The organism is Martelella mangrovi (genome assembly GCF_040545495.1).
Classification (GTDB): Bacteria; Pseudomonadota; Alphaproteobacteria; order Rhizobiales; family Rhizobiaceae; genus Martelella; species Martelella mangrovi.
The window spans coordinates 40,949-55,530 of record NZ_JBEPLY010000015.1; the positions used below are offsets into that span (position 1 = coordinate 40,949).

The window sequence follows — 14,582 nt, forward strand, 5'->3', positions numbered from 1 at the left end:
GAGATTGCGCGCCCGCAACGTTGTCTGCTGCTTTCGGATGGCACACCTATCCAAAGGGCATATTCACGCGAACCAGCCTATCCCTTGGAGCCCTTCAGTTTTATATGGAAACAGTTCTGTTTGCCCAAACCGGTCATTCCACGCGAAGAAGCCCGCGCGGCATAGCCATAGCTATGGCGAAGGGTTTAGACAAAGTGGAGGGCCGGTTTCGGCAAACCCGCAAGGGCGGCATTCCATGATCTCCAGATCATGGAATGAACACGCCCGCGATTTAGTCGGTTCAGCGCGTCAAGCGCGCTGAACTGGGCGGCATGAATTTGCACCATTACCGGCGGTCTTCGGCTTGGACATAGCTTCGGCTATGCCCTGCGCCAAAGCCCTTGGTTCTGGTGCAAATTCCTTGCCGCAGAACGATTCCATATAAACCTGAAGGGCTCTAGGCTATATCGATGCCGGGCGACGGTGACAGGTCATACCTTTTTAAGTTATGGGTGAACTTTGAGGCAGAGGTCATGAGAAGGGGAAGCTCATGAAGATATTGATAGCGGACGACCACGAACTGGTGCGCGACACCATATCTGCCTTTCTGTCGAACGAGCCGGGATTGCGCATTTCCGTGGCGGCCGACTTTGACGGCGCGGCCAACCTGATGAACAAGGAAGGTCCGTTCGATCTTGTGCTGCTCGACTACGCGATGCCGGGGATGAATGGTCTGGAGGGACTTGCGAAAGCCAGGGACCTGAATTTCGGCAGTCCTGTCGCCATCCTTTCAGGCACCGCCTCGCGCGATGTGGCGGAAGAGGCGCTGGCGTCCGGTGCGGCCGGATTTCTGCCGAAAAGCCTTCCGGCAAAGTCGCTCATCCATGCGGTGCGCTTCATGGCAGCCGGCGAGCAATATGCGCCGGTGCAGTTCATGACGGAAAAGGAAGAAAAGACGACCCATCCGCTGGAGGAAAAACTGACCCGGCGGGAGATGGAGGTTCTGAAAGGGCTTGTCGAAGGCCATTCCAACAAGGAAATCGCGCGCACGCTCGATCTCCAGGAAGTGACCGTCAAGCTTCACGTCAAGACGCTTTGCCGCAAGCTGGATGCGCGCAACCGCACGATGGCGGCGATGATCGCCAAGAATGCCGGTCTGTTCTGAACCCTATCCCAAAGGGTAGCGATGAACGCGAAAGGGCGTGCGGTTAGTGCCATCGTGCCGGCACGATGGCACAGGGAAGTCTTTATTAAAAACGCGAACTCGAACCGGGGGACCGTTTGATGAAGACCAGCAGCTCTAAAGAGAATTCGCAGTCCGCAGGCCGTATGTCGCGCATGCTCACGCCCTTTGTCTGGGGTTTTCGGGGCGTGAAGGCGGTTGTGCGCGGTTTCCTGTCCGTTCCGCGTCTTCTGCACCTCAGCCGCGGAGGCAGGCTCAGCCTCTGGCGTGTCGCCAGCGGCGGCAAGCTGGACGATTCCGGCCGTCTGCCGCGCTATGTGCTGCTAGGGGCAATCATGCTGGCCGCCATCTGGACACCGGTCATCAGCTACGTCCGCTACGCGCCGCTCACCTATTCATCGGATATGGCGCTGATCCTGCCGGGTGCCGGCGCCTCGACGTCCATCAACCTTTCCGATATCGGCCAGGCGTCCTCTTCGGCCAACTCGGCCTATTCCAGTTCGACGCTGAGCCCGACTGTCACTTATCAGAGCCTGCTGTCATCGCCGCAGGTCCTTGAGCGTGCGGCCGATGCGCTGGGCAATGATCCGGCGGCTTTCGGCAAGCCGCGGATCAAGCTGCTCGACCAGACCAGCTTCATTCAGGTCGCCATCAAGGGCAGTTCGCCGGAACAGGCCCGCGCCCGCAACAAGGCGCTGCTCGATGCCTTTCTCCTTGAACTGGACACGCTGCGCAATGATGAGATCGCTCGCCGCGAAAGTTCGGTCGTCAATGCCATCGATGCCTATCAGGACAAGGTCGAGGACGCCCGCAAGGCGATTGCCGATCTGCAGCACGAAAGCGGCCTGAAATCGAACGAACAGTATGACGCGATTATTGCCGACAACGAGGACCTGCAGCTGGAAGTCGCGGCCGCCGAAGCCCGGCTCGACCAGCTCGATCAGCGGATCGCGACACTCAGCCAGACCTTGGAAACCACGCCGGAAATCGCGGCAATCATCCTCAAGCTGCGCGCGGATCCGCAATATGTTACGCTTGCCGATAATCTGGCCCGTGACAATGCGGCCCTGGCCAAGCTGACCGTTAATTTTGGCCCGAAACATCCGAAAGTCGTTGGCGCGAACAATCGTGTCAGCGGATTGCGTGGTCAGCTTTCCGGCCGGGGTGTCATTCTGGCGGGGTTCGATACACTGGAGCTTGCCGGTGAAGTCGATGCATTGGCCGATGGCCAGCGGGCAGGGCTGTTGTCCAGCCTGGTTACATTGTCCGCCGAGGCGCGTGGCCTCTCCGCGGAAATATTCTCCATGCGGGCAACGCTCAAACGTGGCGAGGCGCGTGTGCGTGCATTGTCAGCCTCTGCTGCGCGGCTTGATGCGCTGAAGCGTGAATACAAGGTAGCCGAGGCCGTGTTTGCATCAGCGCTCGCTCGTATCAATACGGCGAAGTCGGATATCTTTGCGTCCTATCCGATGGTGCAGGTCGTCAGCAGTCCGTCGATTGAGTATCAGCCGACCTCGCCGAACATCAAGATCGCGATTGCCGGCGGCGTTGCGGGCAGTGCATTTGCTCTGTTCAGCCTGCTTCTTGCGTGGATCCGCCAGCCGATCCTTGGCCGGGCCGTCAGGCTCTTTACCGAAGGCAAGTGAGATGAGCCTTTCATTTCCGCCCGAAAACCTCCCGGAGGCCATCGTCTACAAGACGCTGGTCTTCACCTGGCTGTTCTACGCCTTCGGCGCGCTCTACGTGGTCGGGCCGGTCCTGGGGTGGTTGCTGTTCGCGCTTGCCGTGATCGCGCTTTATTTCGGGCCGGCGCTCAGGCCATCGCTGAGGCCGGCAGGCCCGGTGCCGTTTATCGTCTGGCTGTGGATTGCAGGTATGCTGGTGATGTTGATCGCCCTTTGGGGCGGTCATCTGCAGTGGGGTCTTGGCCTCAAGCAGACCATCAAGTCGAGTATCGGCTGGGCCAAGGGCTGGGCGCTGCTGGCGCTGTTTCCGCTGGCCGGTGCTGTTCTTCAGGTGCGGCGCGAAGTGCTGGTGCGCGGCCAGTGCGTTATCGGCCTGTGGACGCTGATCCTGCTGCCGGTGATGTTTGCCGCGCCGTATATCGGTCTGCCAGAGCGGATTTTCGTTTCACCGCTCAAGGCGGTCGGCGGTCCGGGGCCGGAATATTTCTCGGTCTATTTCTACACGCTCGACCCGTCGACCTGGACGCCGCGCTGGCAGTTTTATGCGCCGTGGTCGCCCTTTGCCGGTCTGCTCGGCATCGTCATGGTCGCCTTTGCGCTGGAAGAAAAACAGCCTTTCTGGAAAACCTGCGGCATCGTCGCGGGTCTTGCCATGATCATGCTCACCAAGTCGCGCATGAGCCTTGTGGGCGTTGTGGTCTGCACGGTTGGTCCGCGCATGTTGCCGCTGGTGGCGAAGGTCTATGCCTGGCGGATGGCGGCTGCGTTTGCGACGTTGATGGCGATTTTCGGCGGCGCGGTGTTCGCCATGATCCAGGGCGGCATCTATGCCTTCAAGAATGCCCGTGCCGACAGCACCCGTGTCCGCGAGGCGTTGCAGCGCATTGCCTATGAGCGCTGGTCGGAAGCCTACTGGTTCGGCCATGGCACCGTGCAGCCAGGGCCGCATCTGGTGGAATACATGCCGATCGGTTCCCACCATACCTGGTATGGTCTCCTGTTCGTAAAAGGTCTGACCGGCTTTCTGGCCATGCTGGTACCGCTTCTGGCGCAGACCTTCATCGTGCTCGTCGACTGCGTGCGTCATCCGCGCGGGCGGCTGCCGCTTTCGGTCGTATTCGTGATGATTGTCCTGAGCTTCGGCGAGAATATCGAGATCGAAGCTTATCTCATGTGGCCGGCGCTGATGATGCTCGGTATTCATGCACGCGAGATGCGGGGTCAGGCGCGCGCCTGAAGCCCCTATACTGCCTGTTTTCGCGCCGGACCGCTCCGCAGAAATACACATAGCGCGCGGTCTGGTTGCGTTTTCGGGTGGTTTTGAGTTTATGGTTTACAGATTGCAAAAATGATACATGCGCCCGGTTGGCCACGCACGCCGATACCTGCCCTGCGTATATGTCGCAGGAGGTCGGGGTGTGGAAAAATACTTGGACCGGATGCTGATATAGTGTGGGGAACGCTTGTTACGGAAGGTTATCCGATCGTTAGTAAGCCGCTCTTCTACTATGAGTTTAACCGAGCAGACAGAACGTCCGCAAACCCGGTCCGTTCGCTTGTTTAGGAGTTGTTAATAGGCTATCGTCTCGCCGGTTCTTTAGTTTATTTCATGATCGGGAAATGGCAGTTTATGCCCAGAATATCGGACCTGGCCGGTTTCGTTTTACTTACTGCCGTTTGGGGCAGCACTTTTGTGACGACAGGCACGCGGTCTGCCGAGGCGCAGGTGCTTGAAGGGCCCGGTGCGCTGTTTCTCGATCAAACGCCGATCGAAATGATGGCGACCAATTATTCGAGTTTCGAAACCGGATATCTTCTGCCCAAAGGGGCTGTCTATCTGCAATTCGGCTCGCATCAGACACTGGGCGGTAATTCGACCGGTACGGAGGTCTATGAAGGACGGGCAGACTGGGCGATTACCGATCGCTTTCAGGTGAGTGCTTTCGGTCATGTGTTCGACGACCCGCCATTGTGCGGCACTGCCCTGTGTGATGAGAATCTTACTTTTATGGCTGGCGGCGGCGGCGTCAAATACAGCCTGCTCGACAGTTACGGGCTCTCCATGGCGGCTTTCGGGTCGCTTGAGGGCGTTTTCCTCTCCGGAAACCTTTATGAGAATGACGGGGACGGAACGTTGAACCTTGCCGGCAGCCTGCAACTGCCGATCAGCCTCACCGTGACGGATTCGCTGCGTTTGCATGTGACGCCGGGTGTTTCCTTCCTGCCTGACAGCATCAACGGCCAGCCCTATTTCGGCACTGTGCCATATCTCGGCGCCGGTCTGACCTGGCAGCCGGTTACCGGGCTGCAGTCCTATGCAACGGTGATGCTGCCCTACGCTACCGACGGCAATACCCTGTCGAGCAGTGGTGGACTTGAGACGAAACCGGTCTGGATGGCGGGCGTCAAGCTTGCCGTCACGCCAAAGGCCGCAGTGGACATTTTCGCCACCAATGGATGGGGGATGACGCCGGCAACCAGTATCATTGCCTTTCCTCCAGAATCGGATGATATCGCCTATGGTGTCCGCCTGAGTTACACGCCGTTTGTCGGCACGGCGACGCGTGATGTCTATTTCGACAGTTACCGGGTTGACATGCTGAGCCCTGTCACGGACCTGGAGCTTCGCCAGCAGATTGGCGGTATTACACTGCAAAGTGCTGATACACTGACGCCGGGGCGTTTTCTGGTCGAGGCGGGCATCGGAGACCGCGATTTTCGCGATATCCATCTCGCCTTCAGCCCGGATCAGGATCTCCAGCTTGACGCTATTTTTTCGCAATATCCTGCGGGAGGCGCTGCCGGCAAGGCGCGGAGCGTGTGGAACGATGAATGGTCCTATATGTTCGGCGGCAAGCTCCGCCTGATGGACCAGAAATATGGCGATCTGTTTTCGCTGTCCGCTCAGGTTCTCGCCGGACGTGATTTCAAAAAGCCGACAACGGGTATCCTTTACGGCGCGCTTCCGGCAAGCCTTGCCTTCTCGGACAGGGCAAGCGTGACGCTGGAATCGAAATTCGCTGCTTATGACTCCGAGCGTTTGTGGGCTGTCGGCGGTGGTCTTTCCGTGCGCCCGTTCCGCGATCTTGAATTGCTGGGCGAGGTCACGGCCGTTTCCGATGGCGGCGACACGATCTGGTCGGCTGGTGCGCGCTATAACCTCAACGGCACGCCGTTCAGCGCGGACGTCTATGCCACAAATGCAACAGGTCTTCACGGAGTCGGCACAATGCTTGCGCAGGACGACCCGCGCTATGGACTCACGTTGAGATTTGCGTATTAAGGGAGGCTAAAATGTTCCGTATTTCCAGGGCAGCGCGATGTCGGCGACTGGTTGCGGCAGAAAAAGATAATGATGTTATTCGGCCCCGCGTGTTTTCAGTCAGGGGCAGGGTCAATTTCAGTTTATGTGTTCTTGAGTATTTTTATATTCTTGCCGGGCGATCTGCTTGTCTCCAGCGGGGTGATATGTTTTGAGCTTTAACTTTCGGGGCAAGTCGCAGCAATTCGGAGTATTTCAATTGCGTTTCATCACCCTCATCCTTGCCGCGGTCATGATGACCGGATGCAGTGCATTGTATAATGTTTCCGAAGTGCGTCCTGTCGTCGGCGAAACTTCGGTGGTCAAGGTGGTGCCGGTAACGAGCCAGAATGTCATGATGGCAAACGCGATGACGCCGTATACGCCGCGTTCCCTGCCGTCTGTTTTTGACCAGACGGCGACGCTCCAGAGTTCGGCCGTGCCGAGCATCTCGGCCTACAAGCCACAGGCCAGGCCCGGCGCCGTGCCAACAAAACTGCCGCCTGTACAGCAACCGAAAGCCTACAGGATCGGTGTCGGAGATGTGGTGCTTCTGGCGACCCCGAACGCCGATTCCGCGCTGAACGAGATCAATGGACTTCTGGCTGCGCAGAATGCGCGCCAGGGCTACACTGTTCAGGACGATGGCGCCATTGCGATTCCGACCGTGGGGCGTGTTTCGATCGGTGGGATGACGCTGGAGGAGGCCCAGTCCGCCTTGTTCCAGAAACTCGTTCAAAGCCAGATCGATCCGACATTCAATCTGGAAATTACCGACTTCAATTCGCAGCGCGTTGCCGTTGGCGGGGCTGTGGCACAGCCGCAACTCGAGCCGATTACTCTGACGCCGCTTTATCTGGATGAGGCCATTACGGCGGCAGGCGGTGTGGTCGCTGCCGATCCAAGTTACGCGACTGTGCGGCTTTATCGTGACGAACAGACCTATCAGATTTCGGCAAACAAGCTGTTTGCCAAGAACGATATTCCAAAGGTTCTGCTTCAAAACGGCGACCGTGTTTTCGTCGATACCGAATATTCTGTCGAGCTGGCTGAAGGATATATGCGCCAGGAGCTCGATCTCGCCAAGTTCCAACGCGACGTTCTGGATGAACAGCGTGATATCTTCCAGACGCGTGTGGAGATGGATGCGGTCGATCGGGACTATGTTTATGTCTTTGGTGAGGTCAAGACGCAGGGACGCTGGCCGCTGCCGTTCGACCGCACTGCATCACTTGCCGATGCGATGTTCGAGCAGGGTGGCATTCAGCCGGTTACCGGAAATCCGCGCCGGATTTATGTTCTGCGCAAGAACAGGGATACTTCAAGCGGTGCGATGGGGATCACGGCCTGGGCGCTCGATGCGCAGAATACGGCAAATCTGCTGCTGGCCACGGAACTCCAGCTGCGCCCGAACGATATCGTGTTCGTTGCAAGTCAGCCGGTCACCAACTGGAACCGCCTGATTTCCCAAGTCCTGCCGTCGATTTCGATCCTCGGGACTGCCAACGGCATCGTGAACTAACGGTTCAGCTGTTGGTTTGAGTGGAGAAAACTATGGAAAGATTTTCCATAGTCTCTCACCGCTGGTCCGCAGGAACACCGAAAGGCTGATCTGAACTGTTCTGCGGCGCAGAATCGGAATTCTCATAAAAAAGGCCGACTGCTTTTGCAGCCGGCCTTTTCTGATCAGGTGAACAGGAACGGCTCCTGTTCAAAGCTATGTGGCCGTGCCGCTCAATACCCTGCCGGCAGCACCGACAGTTCGTCGCAGGTCTGTTCATTGCCCACAAGCGTGTCACGAATTTGTGCCTGCTGGCGGGCGCGCAGCCGTGCGGCATCGATGTCGGACTGGTCGGCACCCATCGTTCTCGCCTTGGCATAGATCTGTTCGGAGGCGTCCCTGAGCTTCCGGTCGCCCCGCAGGCTGGTATAGCTTTCGCATCGCTGGGCTGCGAGTTCGGCGCGGGCGCCCTGGTCGAGCAGCTCCTGTAGCGGCGTTTCCTGCGCCTCCGGTGGAGCCGTCTGGCAGGCAGCGAGGGCGACCAATGCCGCAAGCGCTGCTGTATGAATCAGTTTGACCATTGCTTGTCTCTCCCAATTGGTTGCTGTCGCCACCATAGCGGAAAATGCAGGCACGGGCTCTGCTTTCTTGCGCGCCCCATGAAGGGCAGGCCGCAGGGGGTGCGTCAAGATCGTACGGCGCAGAAACGAAAAGGCCCGGTGTCTTCAAACACCAGGCCGAAAGAGTTTATTGCCGCCGATCGGTCGCCGCTGATTTACGGGCCGTTGTTGAAGCCGACCTTGTCGACGAGCTCGGATGCCTCGCGGCGGTGATCGGCAATTTCGATGAGCGGCAGATCGTCCGGATGGATATCCCCAAATGACTGCACGATCTCGGAGGCTTCAGCCCCCGGCATCACCGGATATTCGAACACCTGTTCGGCGTAGATTTCCTGGGCTTCCGGTGAGGCGAGGAATTCCATCAGCTTCAGTGCGTTTTCCGGATGGGGCGCATGTTTGGCCATGGCCATGCCGGAAACATTGACGTGGGTGCCGCGGTCATCGGCATTGGGAAACAGGATATCGATCGCGGCTGCCCATTCCTTCTGCTCGGGTTCCTTGTCATTGGTCATCATCAGCCCGACATAATAGGTGTTGCCAAGTGCGAGGTCGCATTCGCCGGACATGATTGCCTTGGCCTGGCTGCGGTCATTGCCGTTCGGGCGTCGGGCGAGATTGGCCTTGAGGCCTTCCAGCCATTCTTCGGTGTATTCCGTGCCGTGATGGGCGATCATTGAAGCGATGAGGGCGATATTATAGGGATGCTGGCCGTCGCGGATGCAGATCGCGCCTTCCCATTTCGGGTCCGCCAGTTCCTCATAGGTAATGGGTATCTGGCCGATGCGGTCTTTCGATGAGTAGACCACGCGACCACGTTTGGTCAGCGCGAACCAGTTGCCGTCGGGGTCGCGGAACTGCGCGGGGATATGGTCATTGATGATCGCGCTTTCGACCGACTGGGTGACATCGGCTTCCCTGGCTTCCGTCAGTCGGCCGATATCGACGGTGAGAATCACGTCGACGGGCGAATTGGCGCCTTCTGCCTTCACCCGTTCCACAAGGCCCGTATCCAGAAACAGCACATTGGTATTGATTCCGGTCTCGGCCTCAAAGGCCTCGAGCAAGGGGGCGATCAGCTCCGGCTGGCGATAGGAATAGATATTGACATCCTCGGCCAGGGCCGCAGGCGCGGCAAAAGCGGCAGTCGCGAATGCAAGAAAAAAACCGGCGGACGCCTTGAGCCTTGTCATTGAATCCTCCTTGTGTTCTTTTAAGTTGAATTATGTCATCAGGTATTCGGATCGAGGTGTCAACCGAGAGCCTTTCTGGACTTGAGTGAAAATTTCTTCTTTTGGAATTGTTCCAAAGTGAGAAACGCGCTATAAAGATGGAAACATTCTAAAGAGGACAATTGGTATGCGCCTGACAAAGCAGACGAATTATGCGGTACGCATGCTCATGTATTGCGCCGCCAATGACGGAAAACTCAGCCGCGTGCCCGAGATTGCCAAGGCCTACGGTGTGTCCGAGCTGTTTCTGTTCAAGATCATTCAGCCCTTGCACAAGGCTGGTATCATGGAAACGGTGCGTGGGCGCAATGGCGGTGTTCGCCTCGGTCGGCCCGCTTCCGAGATCACGCTTTTCGATGTTGTTTGCGTGACCGAGGAAAACTTTTCCATGGCCGAGTGTTTCGATGACAGTAACGAAACGGATTGCCCGCTGGTCGACAGTTGCGGTTTCAACGGAGCGCTGCGAAAGGCACTCAACGCCTTTTTCGCGGTTCTCGCCGACTACACGATCGCCGATCTGGTGCGGCGTCGCGGTGACATTTTCAAGCTTCTCAGCATCGAGGAAAACGAGAAGGTTGAATCCTCAGCCGCCTGATAGCACTGCGCAGATGATGTCTGCGGCCGAAAAGCTTTTATGAATTGGTACGACGAGCGCCGGGATATTTTCCGGCGCTTTTTCGTTGTTCGGGGGAGACATTGCTCAATGGTGCTTGAGCTTCCACCGGGAAAGATATAGCTGTAGGTCGCTAACTCGTAGCAGCATATGCTTTTCATGGCTGAAAAGCATAGGTCGGGCGATGGCAGGTAAGCATCGGGCAGTGGTGCCCTGATCGAAAGATACGGAGTTGCGCCGTTGGCGAACGGGGCAGGGAGGGAACCATGAACAATCATTTCATCGGTATCGATGTCGGAACCGGCAGTGCCCGGGCAGGCGTTTTCGACGAGAACGGTCGTCTGCTGGGCGTCGGCAAGAAGGATCTGATGCTTTGGCGGGAAGCCGGTGATATCGTCGAGCAGTCATCGCATGATATCTGGAGCGCCATCTGCTTTTGCACGAAAACGGCGCTGGCGGAGGCCAATGTCGAACCGGCAACCATCAAGGGGATTGGCTTTGACGCGACATGCTCGCTGGTTGTTCTGGACGCGCAGGGAGAGCCACTGGCCGTCGGCCCCTCGAACGATCCCGAGCGCGATGTCATCGTCTGGATGGATCATCGCGCAATCGAGCAGGCCGACCGCATCAATGCCGGCGGCCATGATGTGCTGCGCTATGTCGGCGGACGGATTTCACCGGAAATGGAAACGCCGAAACTGCTCTGGCTGAAGGAAAACAGGCCGGAGACCTTTTCCGCCGCCGGTCATTTCTTCGATCTCGCCGACTTTCTGTCATGGCGCGCAACCGGTTCGACGGACCGCTCGGTCTGCACGGTTACCTGCAAATGGACCTACCTTGTCCATGAGCGACGCTGGGACGCCGGATATTTCAGGGCCATCGGCCTTGAGGAGCTTGCTGACGACGCATTTGCGCGCATCGGTTCGAATGTCGTCGATATCGCAACCCCTGTTGGCGACGGGCTGACGGATACGGCTGCCACAGAGCTCGGCCTTGTTGCCGGAACGCCGGTCGGCGCCTCGCTGATCGATGCCCATTGCGGTGGCGTTGGCACTTTTGCCTGCGAAGGCCCGAATGGCGAAAACCTGCCGCCGGAAACCCAGATGGCGCTGATCATGGGGACCTCGGCCTGCGCGATGACGCTTGCGAAGGATGCGCATTTCGTCGATGGCGTCTGGGGGCCGTATTTCGGCGCGATGGTGCCGGGCTTCTGGCTTCTTGAAGGCGGGCAATCGGCTTATGGCGCGGCCCTCGATCACCTCGTCACCCTTCATCCGGCCTATCCAGCCATCCGCGAAAAGGCGGCGGCCGAAGGCCTGCCCGTCCCTGTCTATCTGGAGAAACGCGCGATCGAACAGGCCGGCTCGCTGGACGCGGCGACCTTTCTCGGCCGTGACATTCAGGTGGTGCCGGAATTTCTCGGAAACCGCGCGCCTTATGCCGATCCACAGGCAACCGGTGTCGTCAGCGGGCTGAAGCTTGATACGGGGGAGGACAGTTTTGTCGCGCTCTACGTCGCGGGGCTTTGCGGGCTGTGCTACGGCACACGGCAGATCATTGAGGCGGAAAAGGCAGCAGGGCTACCGCTTGAGACCATCGTGGTCAGCGGCGGAGCCGCGCAGAGCAGGCTTTTGCGGCGCATCCTTGCCGATGCGACGGGCCTCAAGGTTGCCCTTCCCGATACGGCAGAACCGGTACTCCTCGGCGGTGCCATCGTCGGCGCGGTTGCTGCGGGGCATCACGGTAATCTGGAGCAGGGCGCGCGACAGATGTCGGCGATCCGGGAGATTATCGAACCTGCCGGCGGCGCGGTCGCTGAGTTGCACGCAGCAAAGTTCGAGGCTTTCGCACTGCTACAGGACGCTGACCGCAAGATCAGGGCGATGATGGCATCCTGACCGCGTAGCCTTCTTGGTGCTGGCGTTTGGCACGCGCCTTGCGATAGACTGCCGGCAGCGGAGAAAAACAGGCTATGGCGAAAACGATTTCCGAGATTGCGGAAGAAACCGGTTATTCCCGGACGACGATCACCATGGTGCTGAGCGGGCGTGCTTCCGAATATCGGATCAGCGCCCGCACGCAGAAGATCATCCGCGATTATGTCGACGAACATGGCTACACGATCAACCAGACTGCGCGCAATCTGAAGACGCAGCGCAGCCATACGATTGGGTTCGTGGCGCCGGAGATCGCGAACCCGTTCTTTGCCCGTTTCATGGCGCATCTGGAAGCCTGCTGCCGGAGTGAGGGCCTGGTGCTGATCACTACGTCGAGCGGGGAGGATCCGCTGGTGGAAGCCCGTGCGCTGCAAAGCCTGCTTGAACGCGGTGTCGATGCACTGGTGCTCGCACCGTGCGCGCCACGCCCGGCGGTTTCGGCCAAAAAGCGCAGCCGGCAGACGCCCATGGTCGTGATCGACCGCCACTATCCGGGCGATAATACGCAGGTGATTGCCAGTGATCACCGGGAAAACGCAAGGCTTCTCACCGCCGCGGTGATGAGCGCGGGCGCAAGCGACATGGTGTTTTTCTGCGGGCATCCGGAAAACCCGGCCATTGTCGCGCGCATTGCCGGGTTTCGCGCGGCTGCGGGCGAGGGTGAAAATGCAAGACTGCTGACAGCGGCCGACGACAGCGTGGCCGCCGGCAAAGCCATGATGCAGACGCTTCTTGAGGCCGGTGGCGCATTGCCCTCGGCGCTTTTGTGCTCTTCGCTGCTCGTGCTCGAGGGCGCCCTGCAACATCTAAGGCGCACACGTTCGGCCGTTCCGCCCGACATGATCATCGCCACGTTCGACTATGACGGCTTTCTGGAACTTCTGCCGAACACGGTCATCGTCGTCCGGCAGGATGAAGAAGCACTGGCGCGCGCTGCCTTTCAGGCGATTTCCGACCGGATCGGCGGCAATGCGGCGGCCGAGGGAACGCGCACGGTCGTCGATGCCGAACTGCTCTATCTCAACGCGCCGGCATGACGCGTTCCGGGCGGCGGTGCAGCAACAGCGCTAACCGATCTCGGCAAAGACATCGGCAACCGTCTCTTCCAGCAGATCGAACATGGTGTCGGTTTCAGCATTGGTGATGATGAAGGGGGGCGCGAGAACCACGGCGGCGCCGAGCGGGCGGCAGATCAGACCCTTTTCCAACGCCTTGTTGGCGATCCGCTCGGACACCCGAAGCTTGCTGTCGAACGGCGCTTTGGTTTTTCTGTCGGCGACCATTTCGATCGCGCCCATGAAGCCGACGCCGCGCACCTCGCCTGTATGGGGATGGTCGCCGAAGCGTGACAGCCGCTCGAGAAAATGCGGCGTCAGAGACCGGACATTGTCGATCAGCCCTTCCGTCTCGAGCACATCGAGCGCCTTCAGGGCAACAGCGCTGCCAAGCGGGCTGCCGGCTGCGGTAAAGCCATGCGGAAATTCCTCTGCCGCCTCTGATGCTTCTTCCAGTTCCGCGGCAAGCTTCGCGCCGAGAATGACGGCGCCCATCGGATAATAACCGGCGGTAATGCACTTCGAGGCGATGATCGCATCCGGCTCTATCCCGTAATAATCGCTGCCCCACATCGTGCCCATCCGGCCGAAGCCGCAAATCACCTCGTCGGCGATCAGCGGAATGTCATATTCCCGAAGGATCGGGCGGATTGCGTCGAAATAGCCTTTTGAGGGTGGAATGACGCCGCCCGCGCCCTGCACCGGTTCGGCAAACATGCCGGCAATGGTTTCGGGGCCTTCGCGCTCGATCAGGTCCCTGAGATTGCGCGCCATGCGCGCGGTAAATGCATCTTCTGTTTCCTCCTCGAGGCCGAAACGCCAGAAATGCGGGCAGTCGGCACGGAGAAAACCGGGCAGCGGCAGGCCGAATTCGCTGTTATAGGGCTTTGCCGTCATCGAGGCTGTGGCCACTGTCACGCCATGATAGGCATTGATGCGGGTGATGATCTTGCGCCGTTCCGGCATGCCCTTTCGCCGGTTGATCATCCACAGCATCTTCACCATGGTGTCGTTGGCTTCCGAACCGGAGTTCGTGTAGTAGACCTTGCCGCTGTCGAAAGGCGAAAGCGAAATCAGGCGTTCGGACAGTTCGACGGTGACATCGGCAATCCGGCCGAAAAACGAATGATAGCCCGGAAAGCGCTGCGCCTGTGCGCAAAGCGCTTCCACAATGCCCGTGTGATTGAACCCGGCGACATTGTTCCACAGGCCCGAATTGGCATCCAGATAGCGTTTGCCGTGCACATCGAAGACATGAATGCCTTCACCATGGGTGAGAACAACCGGCCCGTTCTCCTTCAGCGAAGGAAAATCGGTAAAGCCATGGAAGACATTGGCCATGTCCTTCTCTTCCCATGAATTTCCGCCTGTGTCCGCCATGCCCGGTCTCCCTGTTGCCGTTTGCAAGCCTGACCTTTCCGGGATTAGGTGGCGTCGTCAAGGCACGAACGGCAAAAGGGGCGTCTGGCGGTCCCGATG

The 14,582-nt window shown here is 58.8% G+C and carries 11 protein-coding genes; 8 read left to right on the top strand and 3 right to left on the bottom strand.

Features of this window, described 5'->3' with window-relative positions; translation table 11 throughout:
* Positions 1-529 precede the first annotated feature (529 nt).
* The 5 genes from ABID12_RS17860 (at position 530) to ABID12_RS17880 (ending at position 7,670) form a co-directional block, all read left to right on the top strand.
* Positions 530-1,144 carry a response regulator gene (locus ABID12_RS17860; protein WP_354435478.1) on the top strand — a complete coding sequence of 205 codons (615 nt, stop codon included), beginning with the start codon at positions 530-532 and terminating at the stop codon, positions 1,142-1,144.
* Between the two features lie 119 nt (positions 1,145-1,263).
* Positions 1,264-2,808, top strand: coding sequence for a GumC family protein (locus tag ABID12_RS17865; RefSeq protein WP_354435479.1), 1,545 nt, complete (start codon positions 1,264-1,266; stop codon positions 2,806-2,808).
* A 1-nt stretch (position 2,809) separates the two neighbouring features.
* Positions 2,810-4,084, top strand: coding sequence for a hypothetical protein (locus ABID12_RS17870; RefSeq protein ID WP_354435480.1), 1,275 nt, complete (start codon positions 2,810-2,812; stop codon positions 4,082-4,084).
* Positions 4,085-4,540: 456 nt separating this feature from the next.
* Positions 4,541-6,130, top strand: a complete 1,590-nt coding sequence (locus ABID12_RS17875) for a hypothetical protein (protein ID WP_354435481.1) — start codon at positions 4,541-4,543, stop codon at positions 6,128-6,130.
* A 292-nt stretch (positions 6,131-6,422) separates the two neighbouring features.
* Positions 6,423-7,670 carry a polysaccharide biosynthesis/export family protein gene (locus ABID12_RS17880; protein WP_354435482.1) on the top strand — a complete coding sequence of 416 codons (1,248 nt, stop codon included), beginning with the start codon at positions 6,423-6,425 and terminating at the stop codon, positions 7,668-7,670.
* A 212-nt stretch (positions 7,671-7,882) separates the two neighbouring features.
* Here the strand turns inward: ABID12_RS17880 and ABID12_RS17885 are convergent, their stop codons facing one another.
* Together ABID12_RS17885 and ABID12_RS17890 are read right to left on the bottom strand one after the other, a co-directional pair.
* Positions 7,883-8,230, bottom strand: coding sequence for a hypothetical protein (locus ABID12_RS17885; RefSeq protein WP_354435483.1), 348 nt, complete (start codon positions 8,228-8,230; stop codon positions 7,883-7,885).
* Between the two features lie 194 nt (positions 8,231-8,424).
* Positions 8,425-9,459: a Fe(3+) ABC transporter substrate-binding protein gene (locus ABID12_RS17890; RefSeq protein WP_354435484.1), complete on the bottom strand. Its 1,035-nt coding sequence runs from the start codon at positions 9,457-9,459 to the stop codon at positions 8,425-8,427.
* Positions 9,460-9,625: 166 nt separating this feature from the next.
* Here ABID12_RS17890 and rirA point away from each other — a divergent pair, with 166 nt between their 5' ends.
* The 3 genes from rirA (at position 9,626) to ABID12_RS17905 (ending at position 13,085) form a co-directional block, all read left to right on the top strand.
* Positions 9,626-10,093 carry an iron-responsive transcriptional regulator RirA gene (gene rirA / locus ABID12_RS17895; protein ID WP_106302254.1) on the top strand — a complete coding sequence of 156 codons (468 nt, stop codon included), beginning with the start codon at positions 9,626-9,628 and terminating at the stop codon, positions 10,091-10,093.
* 284 nt (positions 10,094-10,377) lie between these two features.
* Positions 10,378-12,009: an FGGY-family carbohydrate kinase gene (locus tag ABID12_RS17900; protein WP_354435485.1), complete on the top strand. Its 1,632-nt coding sequence runs from the start codon at positions 10,378-10,380 to the stop codon at positions 12,007-12,009.
* Positions 12,010-12,083: 74 nt separating this feature from the next.
* Positions 12,084-13,085, top strand: a complete 1,002-nt coding sequence (locus ABID12_RS17905) for a substrate-binding domain-containing protein (RefSeq protein ID WP_354435486.1) — start codon at positions 12,084-12,086, stop codon at positions 13,083-13,085.
* 30 nt (positions 13,086-13,115) lie between these two features.
* On the opposite strand, the gene ABID12_RS17910 is transcribed toward ABID12_RS17905, so the two are convergent.
* Positions 13,116-14,483 carry an aminotransferase gene (locus tag ABID12_RS17910; protein WP_354435487.1) on the bottom strand — a complete coding sequence of 456 codons (1,368 nt, stop codon included), beginning with the start codon at positions 14,481-14,483 and terminating at the stop codon, positions 13,116-13,118.
* Positions 14,484-14,582: the final 99 nt, after the last annotated feature.

What these genes read in the sequence shown, in the direction of transcription:
- ABID12_RS17890 (WP_354435484.1), bottom strand. Translation starts at nt 9,459, where the DNA reads ATGACAAGGCTCAAGGCGTCCGCCGGTTTTTTTCTTGCATTCGCGACT.
- ABID12_RS17865 (WP_354435479.1), top strand. Translation starts at nt 1,264, where the DNA reads ATGAAGACCAGCAGCTCTAAAGAGAATTCGCAGTCCGCAGGCCGTATG.
- ABID12_RS17905 (WP_354435486.1), top strand. Translation starts at nt 12,084, where the DNA reads ATGGCGAAAACGATTTCCGAGATTGCGGAAGAAACCGGTTATTCCCGG.
- ABID12_RS17885 (WP_354435483.1), bottom strand. Translation starts at nt 8,230, where the DNA reads ATGGTCAAACTGATTCATACAGCAGCGCTTGCGGCATTGGTCGCCCTC.
- ABID12_RS17900 (WP_354435485.1), top strand. Translation starts at nt 10,378, where the DNA reads ATGAACAATCATTTCATCGGTATCGATGTCGGAACCGGCAGTGCCCGG.
- rirA (WP_106302254.1), top strand. Translation starts at nt 9,626, where the DNA reads ATGCGCCTGACAAAGCAGACGAATTATGCGGTACGCATGCTCATGTAT.
- ABID12_RS17910 (WP_354435487.1), bottom strand. Translation starts at nt 14,483, where the DNA reads ATGGCGGACACAGGCGGAAATTCATGGGAAGAGAAGGACATGGCCAAT.
- ABID12_RS17870 (WP_354435480.1), top strand. Translation starts at nt 2,810, where the DNA reads ATGAGCCTTTCATTTCCGCCCGAAAACCTCCCGGAGGCCATCGTCTAC.
- ABID12_RS17860 (WP_354435478.1), top strand. Translation starts at nt 530, where the DNA reads ATGAAGATATTGATAGCGGACGACCACGAACTGGTGCGCGACACCATA.